Annotated in this window: 18 protein-coding genes, 1 pseudogene and 1 riboswitch; of the genes and pseudogenes, 7 read left to right on the forward strand and 12 right to left on the reverse strand. The window is 68.6% G+C overall.

From position 1 onward, the window contains the following. Positions 1–123: 123 nt before the first annotated feature. The 3 genes from ACIPQB_RS18980 to ACIPQB_RS18990 all read right to left on the reverse strand — a co-directional run bounded on the left by ACIPQB_RS18980 (position 124) and on the right by ACIPQB_RS18990 (position 3,150). Positions 124–654, reverse strand: coding sequence for a hypothetical protein (locus tag ACIPQB_RS18980; RefSeq protein WP_446486823.1), 531 nt, complete (start codon positions 652–654; stop codon positions 124–126). Positions 655–1,359: 705 nt separating this feature from the next. Continuing rightward, positions 1,360–2,538, reverse strand: a complete 1,179-nt coding sequence (locus ACIPQB_RS18985; protein ID WP_446486824.1) for a vWA domain-containing protein — start codon at positions 2,536–2,538, stop codon at positions 1,360–1,362. Positions 2,539–2,613: 75 nt separating this feature from the next. After that, positions 2,614–3,150: a GNAT family N-acetyltransferase gene (locus tag ACIPQB_RS18990; RefSeq protein ID WP_446486825.1), complete on the reverse strand. Its 537-nt coding sequence runs from the start codon at positions 3,148–3,150 to the stop codon at positions 2,614–2,616. A 16-nt stretch (positions 3,151–3,166) separates the two neighbouring features. Here ACIPQB_RS18990 and ACIPQB_RS18995 point away from each other — a divergent pair, with 16 nt between their 5' ends. From ACIPQB_RS18995 to dxs, 6 genes are all read left to right on the forward strand, one after another. Continuing rightward, positions 3,167–4,087, forward strand: coding sequence for a histone deacetylase family protein (locus ACIPQB_RS18995; RefSeq protein WP_446486826.1), 921 nt, complete (start codon positions 3,167–3,169; stop codon positions 4,085–4,087). 47 nt (positions 4,088–4,134) lie between these two features. Beyond that, positions 4,135–4,764 carry a histidine phosphatase family protein gene (locus ACIPQB_RS19000; RefSeq protein WP_446486827.1) on the forward strand — a complete coding sequence of 210 codons (630 nt, stop codon included), beginning with the start codon at positions 4,135–4,137 and terminating at the stop codon, positions 4,762–4,764. Positions 4,765–4,884: 120 nt separating this feature from the next. Beyond that, positions 4,885–5,127 carry an exodeoxyribonuclease VII small subunit gene (locus ACIPQB_RS19005; RefSeq protein ID WP_446486828.1) on the forward strand — a complete coding sequence of 81 codons (243 nt, stop codon included), beginning with the start codon at positions 4,885–4,887 and terminating at the stop codon, positions 5,125–5,127. Next, a complete protein-coding gene (locus ACIPQB_RS19010) occupies positions 5,127–5,477 on the forward strand; it encodes a tRNA-binding protein (RefSeq protein ID WP_446486829.1) in 351 nt (116 codons plus the stop codon). Before ACIPQB_RS19005 ends, ACIPQB_RS19010 begins: the two co-directional genes overlap by 1 nt. After that, positions 5,474–6,358: a polyprenyl synthetase family protein gene (locus ACIPQB_RS19015; RefSeq protein ID WP_446486830.1), complete on the forward strand. Its 885-nt coding sequence runs from the start codon at positions 5,474–5,476 to the stop codon at positions 6,356–6,358. Before ACIPQB_RS19010 ends, ACIPQB_RS19015 begins: the two co-directional genes overlap by 4 nt. A gap of 17 nt (positions 6,359–6,375) precedes the next feature. Further along, positions 6,376–8,304, forward strand: coding sequence for a 1-deoxy-D-xylulose-5-phosphate synthase (gene dxs, locus ACIPQB_RS19020; protein WP_446486831.1), 1,929 nt, complete (start codon positions 6,376–6,378; stop codon positions 8,302–8,304). On the opposite strand, the gene ACIPQB_RS19025 is transcribed toward dxs, so the two are convergent. Beyond that, on the reverse strand, positions 8,279–9,517 hold the full coding sequence (locus tag ACIPQB_RS19025; protein WP_446486832.1) for a DUF1176 domain-containing protein: 1,239 nt from the start codon (positions 9,515–9,517) through the stop codon (positions 8,279–8,281). The two genes, dxs and ACIPQB_RS19025, sit on opposite strands and share 26 nt — an antisense overlap. Positions 9,518–9,642: 125 nt before the next feature. Here ACIPQB_RS19025 and ACIPQB_RS19030 point away from each other — a divergent pair. Beyond that, a pseudogene (locus tag ACIPQB_RS19030) lies at positions 9,643–9,817 on the forward strand (hypothetical protein); the annotation flags it as partial. A 4-nt stretch (positions 9,818–9,821) separates the two neighbouring features. On the opposite strand, the gene ACIPQB_RS19035 reads toward ACIPQB_RS19030, so the two are convergent. From ACIPQB_RS19035 to ACIPQB_RS19070, 8 genes are all read right to left on the reverse strand, one after another. Further along, on the reverse strand, positions 9,822–11,051 hold the full coding sequence (locus tag ACIPQB_RS19035) for a dipeptidase (protein WP_446486833.1): 1,230 nt from the start codon (positions 11,049–11,051) through the stop codon (positions 9,822–9,824). A 55-nt stretch (positions 11,052–11,106) separates the two neighbouring features. Continuing rightward, positions 11,107–13,446: a TonB-dependent receptor gene (locus ACIPQB_RS19040; RefSeq protein WP_446486834.1), complete on the reverse strand. Its 2,340-nt coding sequence runs from the start codon at positions 13,444–13,446 to the stop codon at positions 11,107–11,109. A 292-nt stretch (positions 13,447–13,738) separates the two neighbouring features. Then, positions 13,739–13,839, reverse strand: a riboswitch (glycine riboswitch). 256 nt (positions 13,840–14,095) lie between these two features. Beyond that, the gene (locus tag ACIPQB_RS19045) at positions 14,096–15,658 is read right to left on the reverse strand and encodes a flavin monoamine oxidase family protein (protein WP_446486835.1); all 1,563 of its coding nucleotides are present in this window, start codon (positions 15,656–15,658) and stop codon (positions 14,096–14,098) included. Positions 15,659–15,694: 36 nt separating this feature from the next. Beyond that, positions 15,695–18,868 carry an amidohydrolase family protein gene (locus ACIPQB_RS19050; protein WP_446486836.1) on the reverse strand — a complete coding sequence of 1,058 codons (3,174 nt, stop codon included), beginning with the start codon at positions 18,866–18,868 and terminating at the stop codon, positions 15,695–15,697. A 60-nt stretch (positions 18,869–18,928) separates the two neighbouring features. Continuing rightward, positions 18,929–21,679 carry a TonB-dependent receptor domain-containing protein gene (locus tag ACIPQB_RS19055; protein ID WP_446486837.1) on the reverse strand — a complete coding sequence of 917 codons (2,751 nt, stop codon included), beginning with the start codon at positions 21,677–21,679 and terminating at the stop codon, positions 18,929–18,931. A 433-nt stretch (positions 21,680–22,112) separates the two neighbouring features. Continuing rightward, a complete protein-coding gene (locus ACIPQB_RS19060) occupies positions 22,113–23,084 on the reverse strand; it encodes a FecR family protein (protein WP_446486838.1) in 972 nt (323 codons plus the stop codon). Beyond that, on the reverse strand, positions 23,050–23,634 hold the full coding sequence (locus tag ACIPQB_RS19065; RefSeq protein WP_446486839.1) for an RNA polymerase sigma factor: 585 nt from the start codon (positions 23,632–23,634) through the stop codon (positions 23,050–23,052). The genes ACIPQB_RS19060 and ACIPQB_RS19065 overlap by 35 nt, the downstream gene beginning before the upstream one ends. 143 nt (positions 23,635–23,777) lie before the next feature. After that, a complete protein-coding gene (locus ACIPQB_RS19070; RefSeq protein ID WP_446486840.1) occupies positions 23,778–25,778 on the reverse strand; it encodes a transglycosylase domain-containing protein in 2,001 nt (666 codons plus the stop codon). Positions 25,779–25,782 lie beyond the last annotated feature (4 nt).

The raw sequence follows: 25,782 nt of genomic DNA on the forward strand, positions 1-25,782 counted from the left end.
GCTCCGCCTCTTCCAACTCCACCGCCGGCAACTCCCGACCCACCATCCCGCAGCCTCCCTAAAACCAAGAGAGTCTGTCACGACTGAGTCGATACCGAGTCCGCGAACTTCTGAGTCAGGACACTAGGCGCTCGCCAGCGCCTTGGCCGCCCGGGCCGCGCCCAGCAGCCGCCAGGCCCGTAGCGCCATTTCCAGGCGCGAGATCGAGAACAGCCCGACGCTGAACACCACGAAGCCGTCGGTGATCAGGGCCGGGCTGATGCGCCAGCTGGCCGACTCCGCCGCCAAAGTCCCCCTCAGGCCGAAGCGGACCACGAACAATGCCAGCAGGAACAGCAGGGCGGCCGGGGAGGGCTTGGTGTTGAGCAGGTGGGTGTCAGGGTCGACGCTGATCGGGATCAGCCGGCCGCGCCACCATCCCAGGCCCGCGCCGGCGGCGAAGATCGCCGCCAGCCACAGCCAGTCGGATCCGTGCGGCGGATATTGCAGGAACAGGGCCGCGGCGGCGACCAGCATAACCACCGGCAGGATCCACATCAGCTCCAGCCGCAGCCGCCGCTCGCGGGTCAGGCTGCGCATCCGCAGGAACAGCACCACGGCGACGATCGCGCCGGTCACGGCGTAGCTGATCAGCTTCTGGTTTCCATGATCCATGGCCAAGTCCCGACTCGATGCGCCGCCACCCGCGATCGCCCCTGGCCCCGATCTTGGCCGTCTGCGCCGGGGATGTTCAAGTATCTTGTCTGTAATCTCGCCTTGTCCAACATCCCGCCCAGGCCAAGATCTTCCCTTCTCCCGCAAGGGGAGAAGGAAATCGCGCTCTATCCCCGCGCTTTGCGGAGATCGGTGGCAGTCGAACTCAACGAAATCAAAGCCCTGCGATTTTCTCACTTTTTTCCGTCCTCACCCTCCCAGGGCGCCGCGATAATGCTCCCACCCAAGAGCACGGGGAGGGCGCACGTACGGCGACCGATGCGGCTTTTGGGGGTGGTCGAGCGGGAAGCGCTCTTCGGTGGTCTTCAGTGACGCCTCGCGGCGGTCCTGGGCAGGTTCCCTGAAACATCGGGACGAAGCCTTGGCGGCGAGGGACCGGCGAACGCAGCAGGCGCGGGCTGAAATCGCCCGCGCGGTCCGGAAGGTCAGCCAGCCTTCCGCCCGTCGGGGGCCTCCATCGGAGCGGGTTAAAAATCCGCGACCCGATGGCTTCCGGATAACGGTTCCACGCGAAGCGCCTGCACTTCGTCGAAACGGTAACAACATCAAAGCTACTCCGGGCGAGGCCCGGGCGCTTCGCACCCTCCCCATCGACTCAGCGGTCGTCCGCGTGAGGCGGGAAAGCCGTGTCCTCGCCGACCCAGCCTAGCCCCGCACCAGCTCGCGCATGGCCTTGTCGAGGCCGTCGATGGTCAGGGGGAACATCCGGTCGTTCATCAGCTGCTTCATCACCCCGATCGAGGGGGTATAATCCCAGTGGCGCTCGGGAGTGGGATTGAGCCAGACGGCGCTCTGGTAGATGTCGGTGACCCGGCTCACCCAGGCGGCCCCGGCCTCCTCGTTCCAATGCTCGACGCTGCCGCCTGGATAGGTGATCTCGTAGGGGCTCATGGTCGCGTCGCCGACGAAGATGACCTTGTAGTCGTGGGGGAACTTGTGCAGCACCTCCCAGGTCGGAGTCTTCTCGGTCAGCCGCCGGCGGTTGTCCTTCCAGACGCTCTCGTACAGGCAGTTGTGGAAGTAGAAGAACTCCAGGTGCTTGAACTCGGTCTTGGCGGCGCTGAACAGCTCCTCGCAGAGCTTGATGTGACCGTCCATCGAGCCGCCGATGTCGAAGAACAATAGCACCTTGATGGTATTGCGCCGCTCGGGGCGCATCTGGATGTCGAGATAGCCCTTCTCGGCCGTGCCGCGGATGGTGCCGGTGAGGTCCAGCTCGTCCTGCGCCCCCTGGCGGGCGAACTTGCGCAGCCGGCGCAGGGCGACCTTGATGTTGCGGGTGCCCAGCTCGACCGAGTCGTCGAGGTTCTTGTACTCGCGCTTGTCCCAAACCTTGACCGCCCGGCCGTGGCGGCCCTTGTCCTGGCCGATGCGCACGCCCTCGGGATTGTAGCCGTTATTGCCGAACGGCGAGGTGCCGCCCGAGCCGATCCACTTGTTGCCGCCCTGGTGGCGCTCCTTCTGCTCGCGCAGCCGCTCCTGCAGGGTCTCCATCAGCTTCTCGAAGCCGCCCAGCGCCTCGATCTGGGCCTTTTCCTCGTCGGTCAGGAACTTCTCGGTCAGGGCCTTCAGCCACTCTTCCGGGATGTCGGCGGTCAGGCCTTCCTCGACGGTCTCCAGCCCCTTGAACACATGGCCGAACACCCGGTCGAACTTGTCGAGGTTCTTCTCGTCCTTGACGAGGCTGGCCCGCGACAGGAAGTAGAACTCCTCGATCCGCCGGTCGATGACGCCCTTGTCCAGCGCCTCCATCAGCAGCAGGTACTCGCGCAGGGTGACGGGCACCTTAGCGGCGCGCAGCTCAGAGAAGAAGCGGAGGAACATGGGCGAGGGGGCTTTCGAACGGACGTTCGAAGGATGGCCGGTTCGGGCCCCGGGCGCAAGCCGAGGCCCATGCGGTCATCCTCGCCGCAGGATGAACTCCAGGTCCCGCGTCTCGCCGACGGCGAAGCGATATTCGCCAACCTTGACGAAGCCGATGCGCTCATAAAGCTTCTGGGCCCCGAAATTCTCTGACCACACCCCGATCCACAGCGGTCGCGGGCCGTCGCGTTCCAGCCAGTCCAGGGCGGTGTTGAGCAGCATCGAGCCGCGGCCGCCGCCCTGGTGGGACTTCAGCACATAGACCCGGTGCAGCTCGCCATGCTCGGGCCGGGCGTCGGGGTGGGGCAGGCCGCAGGGGCCGGCCAGGGCGTAGCCGATCGCCTCGCCGTCCTCGTCCTCCAGCAGCCAGGTGGCCTTGGCCGGATCGGCCAGGTCGCGCCGGGTCCGCTCCAGCCCGTAGGCGTAGGCCAGGAAGGTCTCCAGGTCCTGGGCCGGATAGAGGTGGCCGAAGGTCTCGGTGAAGGTGCGCGCCCCCAGGCTGGAGACGACGCCGGCGTCTTCGGCGGTCGCGCGCCGAAGAACCGAGGGGCGGATGGTCGCGGCGGTGTTCAACGGCTAAAGTCCTCGCATGGATGTCGCGCTCTACACCCACGTCGATATGCTCGACCACCGGCCCGGTGACAACCACGCCGAGCGGCCCGAACGGCTGAGGGCGGTGATCGACGCGCTGGAGGATGACGGGGGCCTGGACCTGGAGCCGCTCGACGCCCCGCTGGTCGAGTTCGCCGACCTGGCCCTGGTGCATCCGCAGGACTTCATCGACTCGGTGCTGGACGCGGCTCCGCACAGCGGGACCCGGGCTCTGGATCCGGACACCGTGCTGTCGGCCGGCAGCCTGACGGCGGCCCGGCGGGCGGCCGGGGCGGTGGTCGCGGCGGCGCGGGCGGTGGCGGCGGGCCAGCGGACGCGGGCCTTCTGCGCCGTGCGGCCGCCGGGCCACCATGCCGAGCCGGCCACGGCTATGGGCTTTTGCCTGTTCTCCAACATCGCCGTGGCCGCCCGCGCCGCCCAGGCCGCGGGCCTCAAGCGGGTGGCGATCGTCGATTTCGACGTCCACCACGGCAACGGCACCCAGGCCACGTTCGAGCACGATCCGAGCGTGTTCTTCGCCTCGATCCACCAGTCGCCGCTGTATCCGGGCACCGGCGATCCGTCCGAGTCGGGGGTGGGCAATGTCGCCAACGCCATTGTGCCGCCGAACGCCTCCCGCGAGACCTGGCGGCGCGGCTTCGAGGGGCTGATGGCGCGGGTCGACGGCTTCGCCCCGGAGCTGATCCTGGTCTCGGCCGGCTTCGACGCCCATGTCCGCGACCCGCTGGCCGCCCAGAGCCTGGAGGCCGAGGATTTCGCCTGGGCGACCCGGGCGATCGTCTCGGTGGCGAACCGGCGTTGCGGCGGGCGTATTGTTTCCTCGCTCGAGGGCGGTTACGACCTAGAGGCGCTCGGCCGTTCGGCGGCCGCGCATGTCAAAGCGTTGCAGGAGGGGTGAGAGGTTCGAGGATTCGCGCAGGGCGCGGCGTCGAACCTCCGAAATCTATGGCCGACGAATCCGCCGCCGACCACCTTTCCCCCGAAGCCGCCGCGCCTGCGTCCCGGCCCGGCGCCATCACCCTGGCCCGCCATGGCGAGCCGGCCCTGTCGCGCAAGGTTCGCTTCAACGCCGAGACCTACGGCGCCTGGTGGGCCCGCTACGAGGAGGGCGGCCTGCTGCCCGGCCAGACGCCGCCGCCGTCGCTGGTCGAGACCGCCCGGCGGGCCGGGACGATCATCGCCTCCACCCGCCGCCGCTCGATCGAGACCGCCCACGCCGTCACCGGCGGCAAGGCCTTCGCCACCGACCCGCTGTTCATCGAGGCCCCGCTGCCGCCGCCGCCCTGGCCGCGCTGGATTCGGATGTCGCCCAAGAACTGGGGCTTCTTCGCCCGCTTCTGGTGGTGGTTCTTCAACCACCATGACGGCCAAGAAAGCCGCGCCCAGGCCGAGGCCCGCGCCGACCAGGCCGCCGAGCTACTGATCGGCCTGTCGCAGAACGGCCAGGAGGTGCTGGTCCTGGCCCACGGCTTCTTCAACACCATGATCGGCCTGGCCCTGCAGAAACGCGGCCTGAAGAAGACCGTCGACCAGGGCTTCCGCTACTGGTGCGTGAAGCGCTTCGAACGGCCCTGAGGCGCCTTCGCGGGCGACTCGCCGGCGCCCATCCGGCCGCTGTTCACCAAAAGCGCCGCCAACGGCGTTGCCCGCACGGCGGCCCGCCACTAGGGTGCGCCCGTTCGCTCCGGAGAAAAAATGATCAGTCCACAAGATCTTGAAGGCATGAGCTTTGAGCAGGCCCTGGCGCGTCTGGAGCAGATCGTCGGCGAGCTGGAGTCCGGCAAGGCCGAACTCGAGCGCTCGATCGAGATCTATGAGGACGGCGCGGCCCTCAAGGCCCACTGCGAGAAGAAGCTCGAAGCCGCTCGCCTGAAGGTCGAGAAGATCGTGCTGGGCCAAGGCGGCGCGATCGGCGCCGAGCCGGCCGAGTTCAGCTGATGGGCCAGGCCTCCTCCCAGATCGGCTATGAGGACTTCGAGCGGGTCGATATCCGTATCGGTACGATCCTGAAGGCCGAGCCGTTTCCGGAGGCGCGCAAGCCGGCCTACAGGCTGACCATCGATTTCGGGCCGCAGATCGGCGTCAAGACATCGTCGGCCCAGGTCACCAAGCACTATGTTCCGGGGGAACTGGTCGGCCGGCGGGTGGCGGCGGTGGTCAATTTTCCGCCACGCCAGATCGGTCCGATGAAGTCGGAGGTGCTGTGCCTGGGCTTTCCGGACGCCGAGGGGGGCGTGGTGCTGGTCGATGTGGACCGCGATGTTCCCAATGGGGGGAAACTGTTTTGATCGACCTCGAAAAGCGCATCGTCCAGGCGGCCGACATCGTCACCGTGGCGCTGGACGAGCTGTTGCCGCGGGCCGACGGTCCCGAGAGCCGGCTGACCGAGGCCATGCGCTATGCCGCCCTGGGGCCCGGCAAGCGGCTGCGGCCGTTCTTCGCCCTGGAGACCGGCAAGATGTTCGACCTGCCCGAGCGGCCGGTCCTGCGCGCCGCCTGCGCCCTGGAATGCATCCACGCCTACAGCCTGGTCCATGACGACCTGCCGGCCATGGACGACGACGACATGCGCCGCGGCCGGCCCACGGTGCACGTGCAGTACGACGAGGCCACCGCGATCCTGGCCGGAGACGCCCTGCAGACCGCCGCCTTCGAGATCATGGCCCACCCCGACACCCATGACGACGGCCATGTCCGCGCCGAGCTGGTGCGCAAGCTGGCCATCGCTTCAGGGGCCAAGGGCATGGCCGGCGGCCAGATGATCGACCTGCTGGGCGTTCGCGACGACCTGGGGGCGGTGGCCCGCATGCAGCGCTTGAAAACGGGAGCGCTGATCGCCTTCGCCTTCGAGATCCCGCTGATCATCGCCCGCGCCAAGCCGGAAGAGCGCGCCGCCCTGATGGGCTTCGCCCAGGACCTGGGCCTGGCATACCAGATCGTCGACGACATTCTCGACGCCGAGGGCGACGAAGCCCTGCTGGGCAAGGCCGCCGGCGGCAAGGACGCCGCCAAGGGCAAGACCAATTACGTCACCCTGCTGGGCCTGGAGGCCGCCAAGGAGCGGGTCAACCTGTTGGCCGTGCAAACCCGCTCGCACCTGGATATATTCGGCGAACGGGCCGACCATCTTCGCCGTAGCGTCGATTTCGTGCTGGACCGGCGCAGCTGACCGCGCTTTCTTCGGACATGCCTTCCTTGACCCCACTTCTCGACACCGTCTCCTCGCCCGCCGACACCCGCGGCTTCTCCGTGGCCGAGCTCAAGCAGCTGGCGGGCGAAGTGCGGGCCGAGACCATCGACGCCGTCTCGGTGACCGGCGGCCACCTGGGGGCGGGGCTGGGCGTGGTCGAGCTGACCGTGGCCCTGCACCACGTGTTCGAGACGCCCAAAGACATCCTGATCTGGGACGTCGGCCACCAGGCCTATCCGCACAAAATCCTGACCGGTCGCCGCGACCGCATCCGCACCCTGCGCCAGGGCGGAGGGCTTTCGGGCTTCACCAAGCGGGCCGAAAGCGAATACGACCCGTTCGGCGCCGCCCACGCGGCCACCTCGATCTCGGCGGCGCTGGGCTTCTGCGCGGCCCGCGACGCCCGGGTCGCCGCCGGCGGCGCACACAACAACGTCGTGGCGGTGATCGGCGACGGCTCGATGAGCGCCGGCATGGCCTATGAGGCGATGAACGCCGCGGTCGACACCACCAAGCGGCTGATCGTCATCCTCAACGACAACGACATGTCGATCGCCCCGCCGGTCGGCGGCATGAGCGCCTATCTGGCCAACCTGGTCTCGGGCGGGACCTATCGCAAGGTCCGCAAGCTGGGCAAGACGGTGGTCGAGAAACTGCCGTCGCCGATCCGCGACGTGGCCCGCAAGGCCGAGGAATACGCCCGCGGCATGGTCACCGGCGGCACCTTCTTCGAGGAGCTGGGCTTTCATTATGTCGGCCCGATCGACGGCCACGACATGGACGCTCTGGTCTCGGTGCTGAAGAACGCCCGCGATTTCGACGAGAAGCCGGTGCTGGTCCATGTCGTCACCCAGAAGGGCAAGGGTTACGCCCCGGCCGAGGGCGCCGACGACAAGCTGCACGCCGTGGCCCGGTTCGACGTGGTCACCGGCCAGCAGCACAAGCCGGCCGCCGGTCCGCCCAGCTACACCAAGGTCTTCGCCCAGGAACTGATCAAGCACGCGACGATCGACGACAAGATCGTGGCCATCACCGCCGCCATGCCGTCGGGCACCGGGCTGGACCTGTTCGGCAAGGCCTTCCCGGACCGCACCTTCGACGTCGGCATCGCCGAGCAGCACGCCGTGACCTTCGCCGCCGGCCTGGCCGCCGACGGCATGAAGCCGTTCGCGGCGATCTATTCGACCTTCCTGCAGCGGGGCTACGACCAGGTGGTCCACGACGTGGCCATCCAGCGCCTGCCGGTGCGCTTCGCCATGGACCGGGCCGGCCTGGTCGGCGCCGACGGCCCCACCCACGCCGGCTCGTTCGACCTCGGCTTCATGGGGGCGCTGCCCGGCATGGTGCTGATGGCCGCCGCCGACGAGCTGGAGCTGGCCCACATGGTGGCCACCGCCGTCGAGATCGACGACCGCCCCAGCGCCTTCCGCTATCCGCGCGGCGAGGGCCTGGGCCTGGCGCTGCCGGACCTGGCCGCGCCGCTGGAGATCGGCAAGGGCCGCATCGTCCGCGAGGGGACCAGCGTCGCCATCGTTTCGCTGGGCACCCGCCTGGCCGAATGCCTGAAGGCCGCCGACCTGCTGGCCGCCCGCGGCCTGCCGGCCACGGTCGCGGACGCCCGCTTCGCCAAGCCGCTGGACATCGACCTGCTGCTGCGGCTGGCCCGCGAGCACGAGGCGATCATCACCGTGGAGGAGGGGGCGACCGGCGGCTTCGGCGCCTTCGTGCTGCAGGCCCTGGCCGAGCACGGCGCGCTGGACCGCGGCCTGAAGATCCGCACCCTGGTGCTGCCCGACGTCTTCCAGGACCAGGACAAGCCCGAGCTGATGTACGCCCAGGCCGGCCTCGACGCCGAAGGCATCCTGCGCGGGGCGCTGTCGGCGCTCGGCGTCGACAACGTCAGTGCGGCGGGGCGGCGGGCGTGACGATCCGCCGGGTCGTCTTAATCGGCCTGACGATCGCCCGGTAGTAGGGCGGCCAGATCTTGAAATAGGGCACCGAGTTGGCGACGTCGCCGGCGAATGGAACGCTTACTGTTTTCGCCTCAAACCTGGCTAGCGCACGTCCCGTCCAGATGTAGCGGTCAAAGGATCCCTGCGAGTACGACAGGGACACGCTCTCATCCTCTTCGTCCAGAACACCGGTGCGAGGATCGAATTCGGGACTCAGGAGTATCGGGATCGAGAGATTTTCGGCCTCTTCCTTGGTGCGGGCCTTCATGATCGAGCGCGGGGACGCTGGCCTATCGTCGCCTTCGAATGGGGCCAGTCGCACGTTGCGGCCGTCGCTGGCGCTCAGCACCGGCACGTAGGGCTGATGGAGGCCTTTAACGTCTCCCATTGAACACCAGATCGTCCAGAGAATTGTTTTGTCATCAAGCCGCTGGGGGCCGGTCACCGCCGCGGCGGGGGAACCACCCATTCCGTCGCAGACTTCGAGTTCGCTCAGTTGCTTCGACAGCGCCACCAGCACGCCTGGCGGCTTCAGGCGAGGCGCGGGCGCGCGCGAAGGCGGAGCTTGTATCACCAGCGGCAGGGTTGGCGGTGCGGGGATGGCGCTTGCGGGACGGGGTCCCTTCGATACTGTTGCCGTCACGCCGCCGGATCTGCCCTGAACCTCGTCGAGGCGCATCAGGGCGGCCTTCATGCCGACCAGGGACAGTGCGATCGCCGGCTTGCCGGAGGTAGCCAGAGCGACTTCGTCCGTTTTGCCGAGCAGCGTGGCGAGAGACGTGGGAGGCAGGCGAATCCGCAGCGCGCGGGCGGCCGGGATGACCTGGACCGAAGTGGCCGAAATGATGAGTTTGCCAGATGCGTCGATCAGCGTCCAACGGCTGCCGAGGTGGAAATCCTCCCAATCCGACAGCAGGATTTCCACCTTGACCCGGGCCTGGGCTTGAGGATCTCTGACGATCGTCAGGATTGCGCCCTCGTAAAGCTCCGGCTCATGGCTACGCACCGTTTGCGTTGGTAGGCCGACCGCCGTGCATCGGCGGCCGTTGTCGCAGACCAGAGTCCAATCGTCGAATTGCTCGCTGTCGACACTAGGCGCTACGCTGTGCGCCAGGACGGCGGACGGCGAGAACAAGGCGAGGGCGATCAGCCCAAGAGCGCGACGCCGGGGAAGTCGAGAGATCATGGGCGGTGCACGCGCTGAGCGGGGTGTTTAATGCCGATCTAGAGCTGCGCTGTGAGGTGTCGTCAATTGAAAGTTGGCAGGGGTGTCAGGCTGCCGAAAGAGTAGAAGCGTGTCCCCGTTTCCCCGGCGCTCTGGACCGCAGCCTGAAGATCCGCACCCTGGTGCTGCCCGACGTCTCCAGGACCAGGACAAGCCCGAACTGATGTGCGCCCAGGCCGGCCTGGACGCCGAGGCATCCTGCGCGGGGCGCTATCGGCGCTCGGCGTCGACAATGTCAGCGCGGCGGGGCGGCGGGCTTAGCCGATCAGCCCGCCGGCGCCTTGGCGGCCTCGGCGGCGCGGAGCAGGCGCAGGACGTTGCCGCTCCAGATCTTGGCCAGGTCGTCGCGCGAATAGCCCTCCGCCAGCAGGCGCTCGGTGATCTTCCAGTAGTCGGCGGCGTCTTTCAGGCCGGTGACCCCGCCGCCGCCGTCGAAGTCGATGCCGATGCCGACATGGTCGACCCCCGCCACCTTCAGGGCGTGGTTGAGGTGGTTCATGAAGTCCTCGAACGTGGCCTTGGGGACCGGATACTGGGCCTCGATCGCCTTGTACTGGCCCATGAAGGCGGCGCGCTCGGTCTCGGTCATCTTGGCGCGGGCCCCGGCCTTGGCCATCAGGGCGCCCATCGCCGCCTCGCGGTCGGGGTTCTTGGGCGTCTCGATCAGATAGCTGGAGAAGGCGTCGATCTGGATCACCCCGCCGCTGTCGGCCAGGGCCTTGATCCGGGCGTCGTCGATGTTGCGCGGATGGTCGAACACCGCCTTGCAGCCCGAATGGGTCAGGATCACCGGCGTCTTCGACAGGGCGATCAGTTGGTCCAGCACCTCGTCCGACGAGTGCGAGCCGTCCAGCACCACGCCCAGGCGGTTGGCCTCGGCGACGTACTGCTTGCCCAGCGGGCTGAGGCCATGCCACTCGGGCTTGTCGGTCGAGCTGTCGGCCATGTCGTTGTTCTTGAAGTGGGCCAGACCCGAGATCCGCACCCCCAGGGCGTAGAAGGTCGAGAGCAGGGTGACGTCGCCGTCGATCGGATAGCTGTTCTCGATACTGACGAAGACCACGCGCTTGCCCTGGGCGGCGATGGCCTGGGCGTCGTCGGCCTTCAGCGCCAGGCCGAACTTGTCGCCGTGCTTGGCGACCATCTCGCGGATCTCGACGCCGCGGATCAGGGCCGCGTCGCGGGCGGCGCGGGTGGCCTCCGGCGTGCGCGGGCCCTGCGGCGTGTAGATGGCGAAGAAGCCGCCGTCGAGGCCGCCCTCGACCATCCGCGGATAGTCGATCTGAGAGCCGTCCTTTTCCGCGTCGTGGCGGTCGAGGATGTCCCAGCCAGGACGGCCAAAATTGGCCGGGGTGTCGAGGTGGGTGTCGAGGGTCAGCAGGCTCTCGTGCAGCTTGCGGGCCGAAGCGGCGGTTTCGGCTGCCAAAGCGGGCGCAGCGAGCGCCAGGGCGGACGCGGCGGCCAGCAGCAGGGCGCGGGCGATGGGACGGGTCATAAAAAACGCTTTCAGCGATGTCCGGCCGGCCTCGTGGGCCGGCCGGACCATGGGCCTAGAAGTCGGCGGACAGGGTGAACTGGATCGTCCGCGCCGGGCCCGGACGGAAGAAGGCCGGGGTGGCGACCATCGGGGCGCTGATCGTGCCCAGATAGTCCTTGTCGAAGATGTTATCGATGTTGACCCGGGTCTTGACCTGCTTGAACGGACCGGCCGCGAACCCGTCGCCCAGCTCGATATAGGCGTTGAAGATCGTATAGCCCTTGGTCTCCTCGGTGTTGGTGTAGTTGGAGAACCGCGAGCTGCTGTGGCGGGCCGAAATATTGACCAGGGCGCCGTCGGCCGGCTCCAGGGTCACGCCGCCCTGGAACAGCCATTCGGGGAAGTCGGGCAGGCGATTGCCGGCGATCTTGTTGCCGGCGAAGTTGTCCTCGAACTTGGACACGTTGTACGACAGGTTGCCGTTGAAATAGACCTTGCCGCCCAGCAGTTCGGGCTTCCACTGGCCGCTGAACTCGGCCCCGTGAGCCTTCACCCCGCCGACGTTCTGATAGAAGGTCTCGGTGGTGGTGCTGCCCGGCACCAGGGCCGAATAGGACTGCAGGCGGTTCTGGAAGGTGGTGTTGTAGACCACGAACGAGGCGTTGATCGTCGGGCGGTTGGTTCGATAGCCCAGCTCCATGTTCTTGGAGGTCTCGGCCTTGGGGGCCGGAACGATCGGGCTTGCGGCCGAGAACACGTCGTCGGCCCCGCGCGGCAGGGCCATGTTCTCCGAATAGGACGAGAACAGCTGGTCGTGGGGATTGACCGTGTAGACCAGGCCCACCTGGGGCAGGAAGCTGTCCTTCCAGTTGGCGTCGATCGACGGCGTGCGCAGGTTCAGATAGTCGGCCACCTGCCGCTTGCCATTGATGTTGTAGTCGATGTCCAGGGTCTTGAAACCCAGATCGACCTTCAGCTTGTCGTCGAGCAGTTTGACCGTGTCCTTGACGAAGAACTGCACGGTGTCGCGCCTGGACTGGTAATTGCGCTGCAGACGGACCGGTTCGTTGAGCAGGGGCGCGCCGTCGGGATTGCCGTCGACGACATTGTAGCGCGCCTGGGTGCGGTGATAGTCGTCCCGCTCCAGCCAGACGCCGGCCGACAGGGTGTTGAAGCCCATCTTCCAGTCGCCGCTGAAGGTGACGCCCTTGCGCTCGCCCTCGACGCCCGAGCGCCCGTATTGCAGGCCCTTGGGCGCGGTCAGGCCGGCGATGCCGACCGCAACCTCGGCCCGATAGGCGGCCAGGGATGTGGCATAGGACTCCGGCGACACGCCATAGCCGCCCTTTTTCTCGTAATAGGCCGTGCTGCTGATGCTGATCGCGTCGGTGATCGGCGTGTTCAGGGTCAGGCCGTACAGGTGGTCGAGGCGTTTGTTGACCGCGAACTTGTAGTACTGGTTGTAGTTGGCGTTGGAGTATTTCACGCCCGCCGTTGTCTCCGGAAGCGTCGGCACATAGCCCAAGTAGGCGAAGCTGCGGCCCGATCGTCCGAACAGGTCCGGCGTGGTGCCGTAGAACGGGTCGGGCGTGTTCTTGTACTGGGCGATGGTGATGTCGGGCGAGTCGTAGTCGAAATAGTGGTTGTGCACAGTCTGGAACATCAGGTTCCCGCCGTTGCTCATGTCGTAGCGAACCTTGGCCTCATAGTGCTTGCGGTCGATGGTGCCGGGCCCGCGCCACAGGTCGCCCTTGATCCACGAGCCGCTGGCATAGGCCGACAGGCCGCCGTGCTGGCCGGTCTCCAGCCGCAGGAAGGTGCGGCGCAGGGAGTCGCTGCCCAGGGTCTGGCTGAAGGCGCCGCCCATCGTCTTGTCCGGAACCTTGGTGAAATAGTCGACGATCGGGCCCAGCGAGGCATAGCTGGGCAGGGCGACGTCGCCGGCTCCGGCCGAGGCGGTCACGCGGTCGAGGTTCTCGTTGTCGACATAGCGATAGATCGGGCTGCCGCCGAACTGGTCGCTGCGGCCCATCGGAATGCCGTCGAGCAGGAAGCCGATCTGCTGGAAGTTGAAGGCCCGCACCGAGACCGAATTGCCGAACTCGTACATGCCCAGGGCGTCGTTGGCCTGGACGTTGAAGCCGGGCAGGGACTCCAGCATCTTCAGGCCCGTGATGCCGGCCGGGGCCGAAAGCAGGGCGGCGCGGGTGATCGAGACCGTCGCAGTGGCGTGGTCGGTGCCGATGGCGACGCTGGCCTCCGAGACCCGCCTGCCGGTGACGACGACGGCGTCGACTTCCGAGCTCTTGTCGACTTCCTGGGCCAGAACGGGCGTTGCGCCGCCAAGGATCGAGGCGGCGAGCAGAAGGGCCCTGAGCGGACGGGTGGCGGGCGAGCGGCTGTTTCTTGTCATGATTATCCCCAATCTTTTTGCTGATGGGAAAGATCACTGTTCCTGGCGTTTCGGTAAACTCCGAAAGGTTTGTGGGTTGCTAAAAGCAATTAAGAAGTGAAAACGGCAACCACTTGTGTCTAAATTATGAACATTGCTAATGTGTAGTATTGACCTTGCAAAAGGGCGCTTCGCCATGATCGTCTTGATCATCGCGTTGTGAGATTTTCGGCGCGTTCTGAACAGGGTAAAGCTTGCGAGTCAGGTCATGAAGGCGCCAGGGATGTCGGGCGCGCCGGAATGGCCCGCCTTGCACACCCCCGCTGTCCTTGGCGCCTGAGAGATTCAGCGACGGCGTCGCCTTGCTCCTTCGGCGAGGGCGCATGCGGCGCCCTGCTTTCCAGCGTTTAGAAGCTCGGGCGGTCCTTCTGCTTGAGCGTTTCCGGGGTGGTTTCGCCTTCAGCGCCGGGCCAGGCCCGGTCTCTCCCGCGAGAGCCTTTCGACGGTATCGGCAACAGGTCCTATGTCAATTGACGACGGGGACGGGGAGCCGGCAGGTACGCTCTGCCGCGCGTGGCGGCGCCCGGCGCCTTTCCAGGCCTTGGACAAGGCGCCGGACTTGATCGAAAGCGGCCCGGCAATAGCCCACAGGCGGCCTTGGCCCGGCCGGTCATGCCGCCGAAACTCGCGCCTGGATCAGCTTGATCGCCTCGTGCGACGACAGCGCCGCGCCTTCCTGCCAGGCGTTGATGTAGCTCATGTGCTCGCCGGCGAAGTAGAAGGGGCCGTCCGGCTTGCACAGCTCGGCATAGTCGGTGGCGCGCTGGGCGTCGGTCCAGCCGACCGCCACGCCTTCGTTATAAGGCGTCTGCTTCCACGAGACGGTGAACGGCTTGGTCAGTTCCTGGCCCTTTCCGGGGTGGAACTTGTCGATCACCTTGCGCGACAGGGCGAAGCGGTCCTCGAACGACATGCCGGCGTATTTCGGCGGGCTGGCCGGGCCGGAAAAGCCGATCGAATAGGCCCCGACCAGGATGCCGGTCTTCTCGCCGATGCCGCCGCTGGGATACCAGACCAGCTCGTTGGCCTCGTCGGTCCAGCCCAGGCCGCCGTACTGGAAATCGTCCTGCTCCCAGAACCGGCGGGTCTCCCAGGCCACCTTGGTGCCGTGGTGGTACTCGGCCGCGGCGATCGCCTGCTTCACCCGCGGCGAGAAGTCGGACGGAATCTTGGACAGCACGGGCAGGGGGATGGTGCAGATGCAGAAGTCGGCGTCCAGGGCGTGCTCGCCCGCGGCGTCGGCATAGACGATCTTCACGCCTTTCGCAGTTTTGCGCAGCTGCTGGACCACGGCCTCGAACTTCACCGCCGGCTTGACCTGTTCGTAGAGGGCGTAGGAGATCCGGTCCATGCCGCCGACCGGCTGCAGCATGGTGGCCTGCATGTCGATGATCTCCTCGAAGATCAGGCTGGCGCCCCAGAACTGCGATTTCATCATGTCGGCCATGCGCAGCGGCTCGCCGCCCTTGGGCGGATGGTCGTAGCCGCCGGGCGAGGCGAGGAAGCCGGCGCGGGTCGAGCCGGCGTAAACATTGCCCTTGGAAAGGTCGCCATAGGCCGACAGGTAGCCCAGCAGCTTCTGCTTATCGACGCCGGTCAGTTCCTGGTCCAGCGCGCCCTTGTCGACGGCCTTGGCCAGCAGCTCGGTGAAGGCGCCGCGGGTGTCGTCGACCGCCTGGCGCTCGGTGACCACCTGGCCGCCGAAGTCCAGCTTGGCCGAGCGGTTGGCGTTGACCATCACCTCCAGCGGCACGCCCAGTTCCTGGCAGTAGCCGAGGATGGCGTGGTGCCACTGCGGGATGCGGGCCGGGCCGGCGTTGAAATAGGCGTGCTTGCCCTCGGCCCAGTCGACCACCTGGTCCGGCCGGCCGGTCTGGACGATCTTCGAGCCCGAGCGCACCGACCAGGCCCGGCCGCCGGGCCGATCGCGCGCTTCCAGCACGGTGACTTCGTAGCCCGCCTTGCGCAGCTCGTAGGCCGAGACCAGGCCGGCGATGCCGGCGCCGAGGATCGCCACCGACTTGCCCGCGCCGCCGTCGGCCGGCAGCTTCGGCGCGCCGGCATAGGCGCGCGGCGCGGCCAGCAGGCCCAGGCCCATCATGGTGGTGTAGAGCGCGCCATAGCCGCCTGCGCCGCCCACCGCCGTCAGAAAATTGCGTCGCGAAATGCCCATTGTCGTCCCCGAGCGATCTTGAAAACCGAAGGAAAGCTAGACGCGTAGACCCATGCCCGGCGCGAAGCCGCAGGCGCCGTCGCAGCACGAAGCGCGAGCATGGGCCAGGAAGTCCGGATCGTGCCACCAATATTCCGGCGTCGCCTCGCAGACGAACCGCCGGCCGCCGTCCAGGGCCGCATGGGCCTCGTGCGCCGCGAACGGGGCGATCAGGTCGGCGACCGTATAGGCCTGGCCGTGCTTGACGACCTTGACCACCTTGGCGGCGTCCTCGATGCGGGCCAGCGGATCGCCGTCGACCACCACCAGGTCGGCATAGGCCCCCGGCGCGATGACGCCCAGCGGCTCGTCGAGATATTCGCCTGAGGCGCTGGTGGCGGTGACCAGGGCCTCGAACGGGGTCATGCCGTAGCGGACCATGGCCCGCAGGTTCATGTGCAGGCTGACGGCGTTGAAGTCGATCGGCGAGTCGGTGCCGGTGACGATGCGTCCGCCGGCCCGGACGGTGCGGGCCACCTCGGCGACATTGCGCGCCAGCGAGGCCAGGATCACCGTGCGGTCCATGCCGGCCATCTGCTTGGCCCGCTCCTGCAGCCGGGCGTATTCCCAGGGCGGATAGAGGGCGCGGATCCGTGGATCGTCGACCAGCGAGCGGTCGTCGGCCAGCAAAGCTGTCGAGGTGAACAGGGTCGGGGTGCGGGCCGCGCGGCTGGCCAGGAAGGCGGCGTTGACGTCCTGGTAAATCACGCCCAGGGCGCTGACCGTGCGCGAATAGCCGGTGCGGCTGGTCGCGCCCAGGTGCTCCATGCCGTCCATGCCCAGGCCCAGGGCCGGATAATGGTAATGCGAGGTCAGGGGCAGGCCCTTGGCGTGGGCCCAGGCGATCACCTCCTTCTGGCGCTCGCCCGACAGCCGGACATAGGTCTTGATCAGGTCGTAAGACAGCGCCTCGGCCCGCTTCATCTCCAGCGCCATCTGGCCCGGCTCGGTGACCGGCCGCATGAAGTTGTAGAAGATCCGCGAGCCGTCGATCGCCTCGCCGGTGGCGTAGTAGCGCGGGCCGACGCGAGCCCCGGACTCGATCGCCTCCTGGTCCTCGACGGTGTGATAGGCCGGGCCGCCGGGCGAGCGGGTGGTGGTCACCCCCAGCGACAGCCACAGCCGGCCCTCGCGGTCGCCATAGCCGTAGCCCTGCATCTGGCGGTGGGTGTGCATGTCGATCAGGCCGGGCATCACCGTCGAGGCCGTGGCGTCGATCATCTGGACGTCGCCGCCGACCTCGCCGGCCTTGGCCACGTCGGTGATGCGGCCGTCGGCGATCAGCACGTCGACGTTTTCGCGCAGCTCGGGCGACTTGCCGTCCCACAGCCGGCCGGCCCGCACCACCATCCGCCCCTGCGGCCGGACATTGCTCCAGGTCAGGCCGTGCGGCACGACGCGCGGGGCGCCGCCGTCGGCCGCGATCAGTTTCAGCACGCCGGCCGACAGATAGAGCAGGGTCTTGCCGTCGCCGCTCCAGCTGACGGCGTCGGTGACCTCGTCATTGATCGCCCGCGGCGGCGCAGTCAGCCGGCCGGCGGCGTCGACCGGGGCGACATGCAGGCGGCTGGCGAACACGAAGGCCATGCGGCTGCCGTCCGGCGACCAGGCCGGGCCGTCGTCGCCGCGCGTGCCCAGCGAGCGGTCGGGCAGGATCGGGGCGTAGCTTCCCTTGCCGGTCTCCAGGTCGACGGTCAGGATCTCGCTGAGCCCCTCGCGGAACCGGGCCGAATAGGGCTTGAAGGCCGCATAGGCGATGGTCTTGTCGCCTGGACCCCAGCTGGGCTTGCCCGGCTCCCAGAGGTCGGCGTAGAGCCGCCGGGTCTGGCCGGTGGCGACGTCGGCCGCGAACAGTCCGCCGTTCTGGCTGAGGAAGGCGATCGACCTGCCGTCGCGCGACCAGGCGCTGGACACCGCCGCGCCCTCGAACCGGGTCAGCTGGCGGGCCTGGCCGGTGGCCATGTCGCGCAGCCAGATGTCGAGGCTGCCGCCCTTGTCGGTCGAATAGGCCAGGGTCTTGCCGTCCGGCGACCAGGCCGGGTCGACCTTGCTGAACGCATCCTCGGTCAGCGGCCGGGCGCGGCCGCCCGCGACCGGCAGCAGGTAGAGGTCGTTGAGGGCGCGAAAGACGATCTGCTGGCCGTCGGGCGACAGGGCCGGGCTGCCGATCCCGACCACCGGCCGGGTCTTGGCCGACAGGAAGTCGCGGCTCTTCTTGGTGTAACGGGGGCGGATCACCGGCACGGTGGCGGTGAAGGCGATCGCCTGGGCCGGGCCGCCGCCCAGGGCGCGGCGCTTGATCTGGCCGTCGGCGGTGTGGACGAACGCGCCGGAGGGCAGCCAGGAGACGCGGAACGGGAAGACGTCCTCGCCCTGGACGATCGGCCCGGCGGCGCCGCTGCGCAGCTCGGCCTTGCCGTCCTCGATCGCCGTATAGAGCACGTCGCGGCCGTCAGGGGTGAAGGCGGGGCTGGCCACCGAGGCGGCATTGAAGCGGTCGGTCGAGGCCTTGACCTTGGCGATCGTGCGCCGGGCGCCGGCAAGGTCCTGGACGTCGATCCGCACCTTGTCGACCGTGAAGGCCAGGCTCTGGCCGTCGGGAGACCAGGAGGGCTCGAATTCGTCGCCCGGCCCGCTGCTGAAGGCGGTGATCTGGCCGCTGGCCAGGTCAAGGACGTGGACGCCGTAGCGGCCGCCGCGGTCGGACGAGAAGGCGATCCTGCCCCCGTCCGGCGACCAGCGCGGCTCGCGGCAGTCGAAGGCGCCGCGGGTCAATTGCCTGAGGTCCGAGCCGTCGACCCCGATCGTCCAGACATGGAAATTGCCGTCGCGATAGGACTGAAAGGCCAGGCGCTTGCCGTCGGGCGACCAGTCGGGCTGGGCGATCTCGAAGATGTCGTCGGTCAGGCGCTTGGCGGGCCCGCCGGCGATCGGGATCAGCCACAGCATGGCGTAGACGTCGAAGGCGATCGTCAAGCCGTCGGGCGAGACGGCGGCGCAGATGTTGGTGCCTTCGACGGCGGTCGCGGACCGGATGTCCTCGCGCGGGGCCGGCTCGGCGGCGTCTGCCGCGGTCGCCGCCAGGGCGACGGCGCCGGTGGCGGCGATCGCGCCCCCGCCCAGAGAGAACAGCCGACGCCGGCTGACGCCGGGCGGGGAAGTCTTGGTCATTGCGTCAACCCACGAGAAAAGGCCGGCCCGGATCCGCGACCCGGGCCGGCGAACTGAAGCCTAGAACCGCGCGGCCAGCCGGGCGTAGTAGAATCCGCCGCTGATCCCGTAGGGCGAGTACTGGTTGTAATAGGCGAAGGCGGGGGTGCCGCGGTTGGCGGCCCGGACGCTGTCGGGATAGGCGTCCAGCAGGTTGTTGGCCCCGACGCTGACGGTGATGGTTTCGGTGGCCGCGTAGCTGAGGTCGAGGTCGACGATCAGCTTGGGGCTGACGGTCTCGTCGTTGGTCGCCAAGGCGGTGCGCTGGATGACCTCGCCATAGCGGGTCAGGCGCAGGTTGGTGTCGAACTTGCCCAGGGTCCAGTCGGCGCCGAAGATGTACTTGTCCTTGGGCGTGCCGACCGTCAGGTCGCCGATCTTGACCCGGTCGATATAGACCAGGCCGGCCGCCGCCAGCACCGGGGGCGGTGCGACGATGCGGTCGAACTTGCTCTTGTTGTGGTTGGCCGAGAAGGTCCAGCGCACCGCGCCGAAATCGCCGAGATCGGTCTTGTAGTCGACGACCAGGTCGACCCCGCGCGTCGAGGTGTCGGCGAAATTGCCGTAGTAGAACGCCGCCTGCTGGGGATTGAGGCCCTGGCTGGCCAGGGCCGCGCTGACCGCCGCGTTCGGGCCCAGATTGCCGCTCTGCAGAATGCGGTTGTCGATCTTGATCTGGTAGACGTCGAGGGTGACGTTCAGGCGGGGCAGGGGCCGGGCGACCAGGCCGACCGAGTAGTTGGTCGACTTTTCCGCTTCCAGCGGCTTGGCCCCCAGGGCGATGGCGGCCGGGTTGTCGGGCGGCAGCAGCTGCACGGGATAGAGCTGGGTGGTGGTGGCCGGCGGCACGATGACGCCGATGGTGCTGGACGAGGCGTAGTGCTGCTGCTGCAGGGACGGGGCGCGGAAGCCGGTGCTGGCCGTGCCCCGCACCGCCAGCCAGGGCGTCAAGGCGTAGCGGCTGGACAGCTTGAAGGTCTTGGCGTTTCCGAAGTCCGAATAGTGCTCGAAGCGGCCGGCCAGGGCGACTTCCCACTTATCGGTCAGGCTCTGCTCGATGTTGAGATAGGCGCTGGCGTTGTTGCGCTTGAAGGTTCCGGCCGAGAACGGCGGGAAGCCCGTCACGCCCTGCGAGCCGCCGGCGAACACCACCCCGGCCTGCGGACTGCCGGCCGGCGCGACATAGCCGCCGTTGACGTAGGAGGCCGGCTCGCCCGCCTCGATCTGGAACTGGTCGGCGCGATATTCCAGGCCGCCGGCCAGGAACAGCGGCTTGGCGAACCAGGCGGTGGGAATCTCGCGGGTGACGTCGAGGTTGGTGGTCCACTCCTGGAACTTCAGGGTCCCGATGTAGAAGCGGGTCGGACTGGCCGGCCCCATCGAGGCGTTGAGGGAGTTCTCGTGATAGCCGACGCTGTCGCGGCTGAAGGACGAGCTGAGGTCCCAGTCGAAGCCCAGCAGCGCCTTGCCCTCGGCGCCCGCCGTCACCTGGAAGTCCCGGTCCTTGAGGAACAGGCGCGGGGTGTAGCCGTCGGGGGTGACGGCGACGTTGTTGTTGACCGCGTTGGGATTGCGGAAGGTCAGCCAGGCGGCGGTGTTGCGGCTGGCGAAGGTGCCGAACGAATAGAGGTCGATGTCGTCGGTGATCGGCGTCCCGGCGCTGTAGCCCAGCGAGAACAGCTGCACGGCCGGCGAGCCGGGGTGGCTGGTGTGGCGGTTGGCGGTGGCCTCGCGCGGGTCGGGCGTGGCGCCCGGCGTCCCCACCCTGACCGGCTGGCCCTGGGCGTTGCGCGGGAAGTACATCACCGTGGTGTTAGGGGTCTTGTCGCCGCGGTCGGTCAGGTCGTTGATCCGCACGTCGCCGGTCAGGTTCAGGTAGCCGGCCTCGCCCAGCCTCATGCCGATATTGCCCGAGACTTGGCCGGTCTCGCCGTCGCCCTCGGCGGTCTTGCCGTACAGGGCCGACAGCGAGCCGCCCTCGGGGCTCTTCTTGAGGATGATGTTGATCACCCCGGCCAGGGCGTCGGAGCCGTACTGGGCCGAGGCGCCGTCGCGCAGCACTTCGATGTGCTCGACCGCGGCGGAGGGGATCAGGTCCAGGTCGGCCGGCGACTGGCCGTTCTGGGTGGTGCCGTTGACGAACAGGATAGCGGTGTTGTGCCGGCGCTTGCCATTGACCAGCACCAGGGTCTGGTCGGCGCTGAGGCCGCGCAGCGACACGGTCTTGACCGCGAAGCTGGCGCCGGCGCCACTGTTGGAGGTGTTGGCCGACGGCACCAGGGTCGAGATCAGGTCGCGGGTCGACTGCTTGCCGCTTTTGCTCAGCTCGGCCGCCGAGATCACGTCGATCGGGGCCATGCTTTCGGTGACCGTACGCGAGGTCGAGCGGGTGCCGGTGACGATCACCTCCTCGATGACGCTGGGCTCGTCGGGCGCGGGGGGCGGTTCGGGCGCCGCGGCCGGGGCGGCGTCAGGGGCGGCCGACCAGCGCGCCTTGACCAGGCCGGTGCGCGGCGGGGCCAGGATGATGGTCTTGCCGTCGTTGGACACCACCACCAGGCCGGTGCCGGCCAGCAGCCGGTCCAGCGCCTCGGGCACCGACAGGGCGCCCTGCACCGGCGCGGTGCGCCGACCCTGGGCGGCTTCGGACTGGATGAGGATCTGCACCCCGGCCTGGCGGGCGAACTGGGGAATGCCGGTGGCGGCCGGCTGGGCGTTGATCTTGAACGGCATGGCCTGGGCGAAAGCCGCCCCGGCGCTCAGGGCCCACACGGCTGACGCGGCGCACAGCAGCCTGCGTCTCGCGGAACGGTTCGTCCAATCGCCCATCGACAATCCCCCATCGATCCGGAGCCCGCCAAACGCGGCCTCCTGACAGGACGAGGGTTGCGGGCCGATTTTCCGGCGTCGGATCGGGCGATTGTTCCGGCCACGGCCGAACAAGCCCGCTTTTGCCCCCTCGGCGACACCCGGCGCCCGTTTCGCGTGCGCGGTCTCGGCTGGACCGGGCGCAGCGGGTGTGGCGAGATCCGTCGATACAGTTCGCGGGTTCTTCATGACTATCCCCAGGTTTGTTCTGGAGGATAGGCGGGACTCGGCCACAGATGCTCAATCAGTATAAATCAGACATGAATAAGGTTTGCTCATATCGTCGAAACTGATGGCGCATATTCGATCTGCTGATTATCGACCGCGGCGTCTTTGTTCAGGAAACACGGTCGCGACTGATCCGGATGGTCCGCTGATCGTCGCTGACCTTGGCGTCGAGGGTCGCCGCCACCGCCGCCGCGAAGCTGTCGGGGTCGTTGGTCTGGAACAGGCCGATGAAGCGCTCCTCGGCCAGTCGCGGGTCGTCGATGACGATCTGGCGGCTGTTGTAGCGGTTGAACAGCCGGGCGGCCTCGCCGAGGCTTTCGCCGTCCAGCGCGATCTCGCCATTGCGCCAGGCCAGGCTCCGCTCGATCTCGGAGGGGGATTGCGCGACCTGGGGCGAGGCCGTGCTGGCCAGCAGGATCTTGCTGCCGGCGGCCAGCCGCTGGCGGGGGGCGGCCTCGCCCTGGATCCAGGTCTCGACCACGCCCTCGGTGACCATAACGTCGACGCCGTCGGCCTCGCGGTCGCCGCGCCGCACCGAAAAGGCCGTGCCCACCGCCCGCACCCGCACCTTGCCGGCGGCGACCACGAAGGGGCGCTCGGGATCCTTGGCGACCTGGAACCAGGCCTCGCCCTGGCGCAGGACGATCTGGCGCGAGCCGGTCTTCATCGCCACGTCGAGGGCGGTCTGGGTGTTGATCGCCACCAGCGAGCCGTCGGCCAGGGGGACGCGGCGGATCTCGCCCAGGCGGGTGTCCAGGCGCTGGGGCCGGGCGGCCCACAGGCCGACGCCGCCGACCAGGGCCGCGGCGCAGGCGCCGCCGGCCCCGGCGATCAGGGCGCGGCGGTCGGGACGGGCAGGGGCCTTGGGCGCCGCCGCCGGGGTTCCGGCCAGGGCGCGGCCGCGGTCGAGGAAGCTGATCGCCGCCTGGGCGCGCAGGAAGGCGCCGCGCCGGCGCGGGTCGCCGTCCAGCCAGGCCTGGAGCTGGGGATCGTGCTCGACGTCGAGTCCGCGAGCATCGGCGCGGGCGGCCCAGTCGGCCGCCGCGTCATCGATCTCGTTTGCGGACTGAAATGAAGTCATGACCCTTGTCGGCTGCCGGCTGATCTTGCGCTGAAGTCTCCGTTAAGGCGCGCAGTATTAAACGCAAGCCCCGCATCGACTGCATTTCGACGACGTTCTCGGTCACGCCGAGCCGGGCGGCCACCTCGCGCTGCGAGAGGCCCTGGATGCGGCGGAGGGTGAAGATCTGTCGGCAACGTTCGGGCAATCCCTCGATCAGGCGCTGAACCCGGAGCAGTTCGCGCCGTCCGGCGACGACGCGTTCTGGCGAGGGCTCATCATCTACGACGTTCAGCGCGTCGATTTCCGTGACGCAGTCGATGCGAACAATGCGCGCCCGGCGGATTTTCTCGATGGCGATGTTGCGGGCGGTGCGGAAGAAGTAGGCGCGGCCGCTGACGATGTGGGTCACGGTTTCCAAGGCCGCCAGCCGACAATAGGTCTCCTGGATGATGTCGTCGACATCAGCGGCCAGGGCGCCGGTCCGCCGCAGCCAGGCCCGGACATCCGCCTCGTGCGGCAGGATCTGGCCGCCGACGAAGGCGACGATTTCGGCGCGACTCTGTTTCACCCGACCCTCGACGGTTCAGTCCGGCGACGAGACTTGGACGGCCGCGGGAGCGGATCAACAGGGCGCAGGCCCGGCCGCGCGGGTTTGCGCCCGGTTGCCCGCGCGGGGTCATCCGGCGCCGTCCTGGCGACAGCGACGACGGGCTAGTTGTTCGGCCGCGAGGCCGCGGGGACTGGCGGGGCGATCACCGGCGGCGACGTGTCGGCGGGCGGCGCGGCGGAATCCGGCGGCGGCACGGCGGGGTCGGTGGCGATCGGCGCGGCGTCGACGGCGGGAACCGCCTCGTCCGGCGCGTCGGGCGCCAGGGCCGGGTCGATCAGGTCCTCTTCGGTCAGCGGCGGCGGGTCGTCGGCGGGCGCCAGGCGCGGCGCGCCGCGGCCGACCGCGTAGCTGGCGAATTCTCGCCAGATCTTGGCCGGCAGGCCGCCGCCGACCACGCCGTTCATGGCGCTGTTGTCGTCATTGCCGACCCAGACCCCGACCACCAGGTCGCCGACATAGCCGACGAACAGGGCGTCGCGGTAGTTCTGGCTGGTGCCGGTCTTGCCGAACGCCCCGGGGATGGCGGCCTCGACCCCGGTGCCGTGATGCACGGCCGAGCGCAACAGGTCGCGCATGCCCGCCAGCTCGCCCTTGCCCAGCGGATGGGTCGGCGGCTTGCGCCAGGCGGCCAGGCCGTGCGGGACCACCGGGGCCTCGCCGGCGGCGATGGCGGCGTAGGCGGCCGTCAGCCGCACCAGGCTCATCGGGCCGGTGCCCAGGGCCAGGGTCAGGTCGTCGGGGATCGGGTCGGTGACGCCGAGGTCGCGGGCGGTGCGGACGATGTCGTCGCGCCCGACCTGCTGGGCCAGGCGGACGGCCGCGACGTTGGACGAGGCGGCGAAGGCGGTGATCAGCGGCACTTCGCGGCCGGCGTACTTGCTCTCGTGGTTCTTCGGGCTCCAGCCGCTGACCTCGACCGGGGCGTCGAGGATCGGGCTGGTCGGGGTCCAGCCCTCGCGCAGGGCGGCCAGATAGACGAACAGCTTGAAGGACGAGCCCGGCGGACGCTCGGCGTCGGCGCGGTTGAACTGGCTGGCCTTGTAGTCGCGGCCGCCGACCATGGCGACCACCCGGCCGTCGGTCCGCATGGCGACGATCGCGCCCTGGCTGACGTTCAGGGCCTTGCCGTCGCGGTCGAGGGCGGCGTCGAGGATGCGCTCGGCCCGGGCCTGCAGGTCGGAATCCAGGGTGGTGCGGACCTCGGTCTCGCCATAGACGCGCTCGAACGCCGCCTTGGCCTGGGGGAACACCCAGTCGGCGAAATAGGAGCCGGTCGGCAGCTTCGGCCGGCCCGACTGCACGTGGATGTCGCGGATCGCCTGGTCGGCCTGGACCTGGGTGATGGCGCCGGTGTCGACCATGGCCGCCAGGACGGTGCGCATCCGGGCCTTGGCGCCGGCGAAGTTCTCGGTCGGGGCCAGGCGCGAGGGGGCCTTGACCAAGCCGGCCAGCATCGCCGCCTCGCCCACCGACAGGGTCTCAGGGGTCTTGTCGAAATAGTGCCGGGCCGCAGCCCGCAGACCGAAGGCGCCGTCGCCGAAATAGACCGACGACAGGTAGCGCGACAGGATCTCGTTCTTCGACAGCCGGGCCTCGAGATAGAAGGCGATCAGCGCCTCCTGGGCCTTGCGCCTCAGGCTGCGGCGATTGGACAGGAAGGCGTTCTTGGCCAGTTGCTGGGTGATGGTCGAGCCGCCCTCGGAGACGCCGCCGGCCCGGGCGTTGGCGCCCATGGCCCGCGCCACGCCCTTGAGGTCGACGCCGATATGGCTGTAGAAGCGCCGGTCCTCGATCGAGATGAAGGCCCCCGGGACGTAGGCCGGCAGCTTGGCGGCGTCGACCGGCGCCTCCTTATAGGCGCCGCGGCGGGCGATCGGCCGGCCGTCGGAAGCTTCCAGGATCAGGGTCGGGTTGGCCAGGGGTTCCAGCGCCCGGCCCAGGGGCAGGGACCACAACAGCCACCCGACCACAGCCGCCAGCACGACGAGCAGGCCGGCGGCGACCAGCCACACGGGGCGCTTCCACAGCGGCCGCTTCCTGGCGGCCGGCGCAGGCGGCGGGGCGTCGATGACGCTCTCGGACTCGACGGCGGGATCGGACATGCGC

This window comes from Caulobacter sp. LARHSG274, assembly GCF_052871235.1.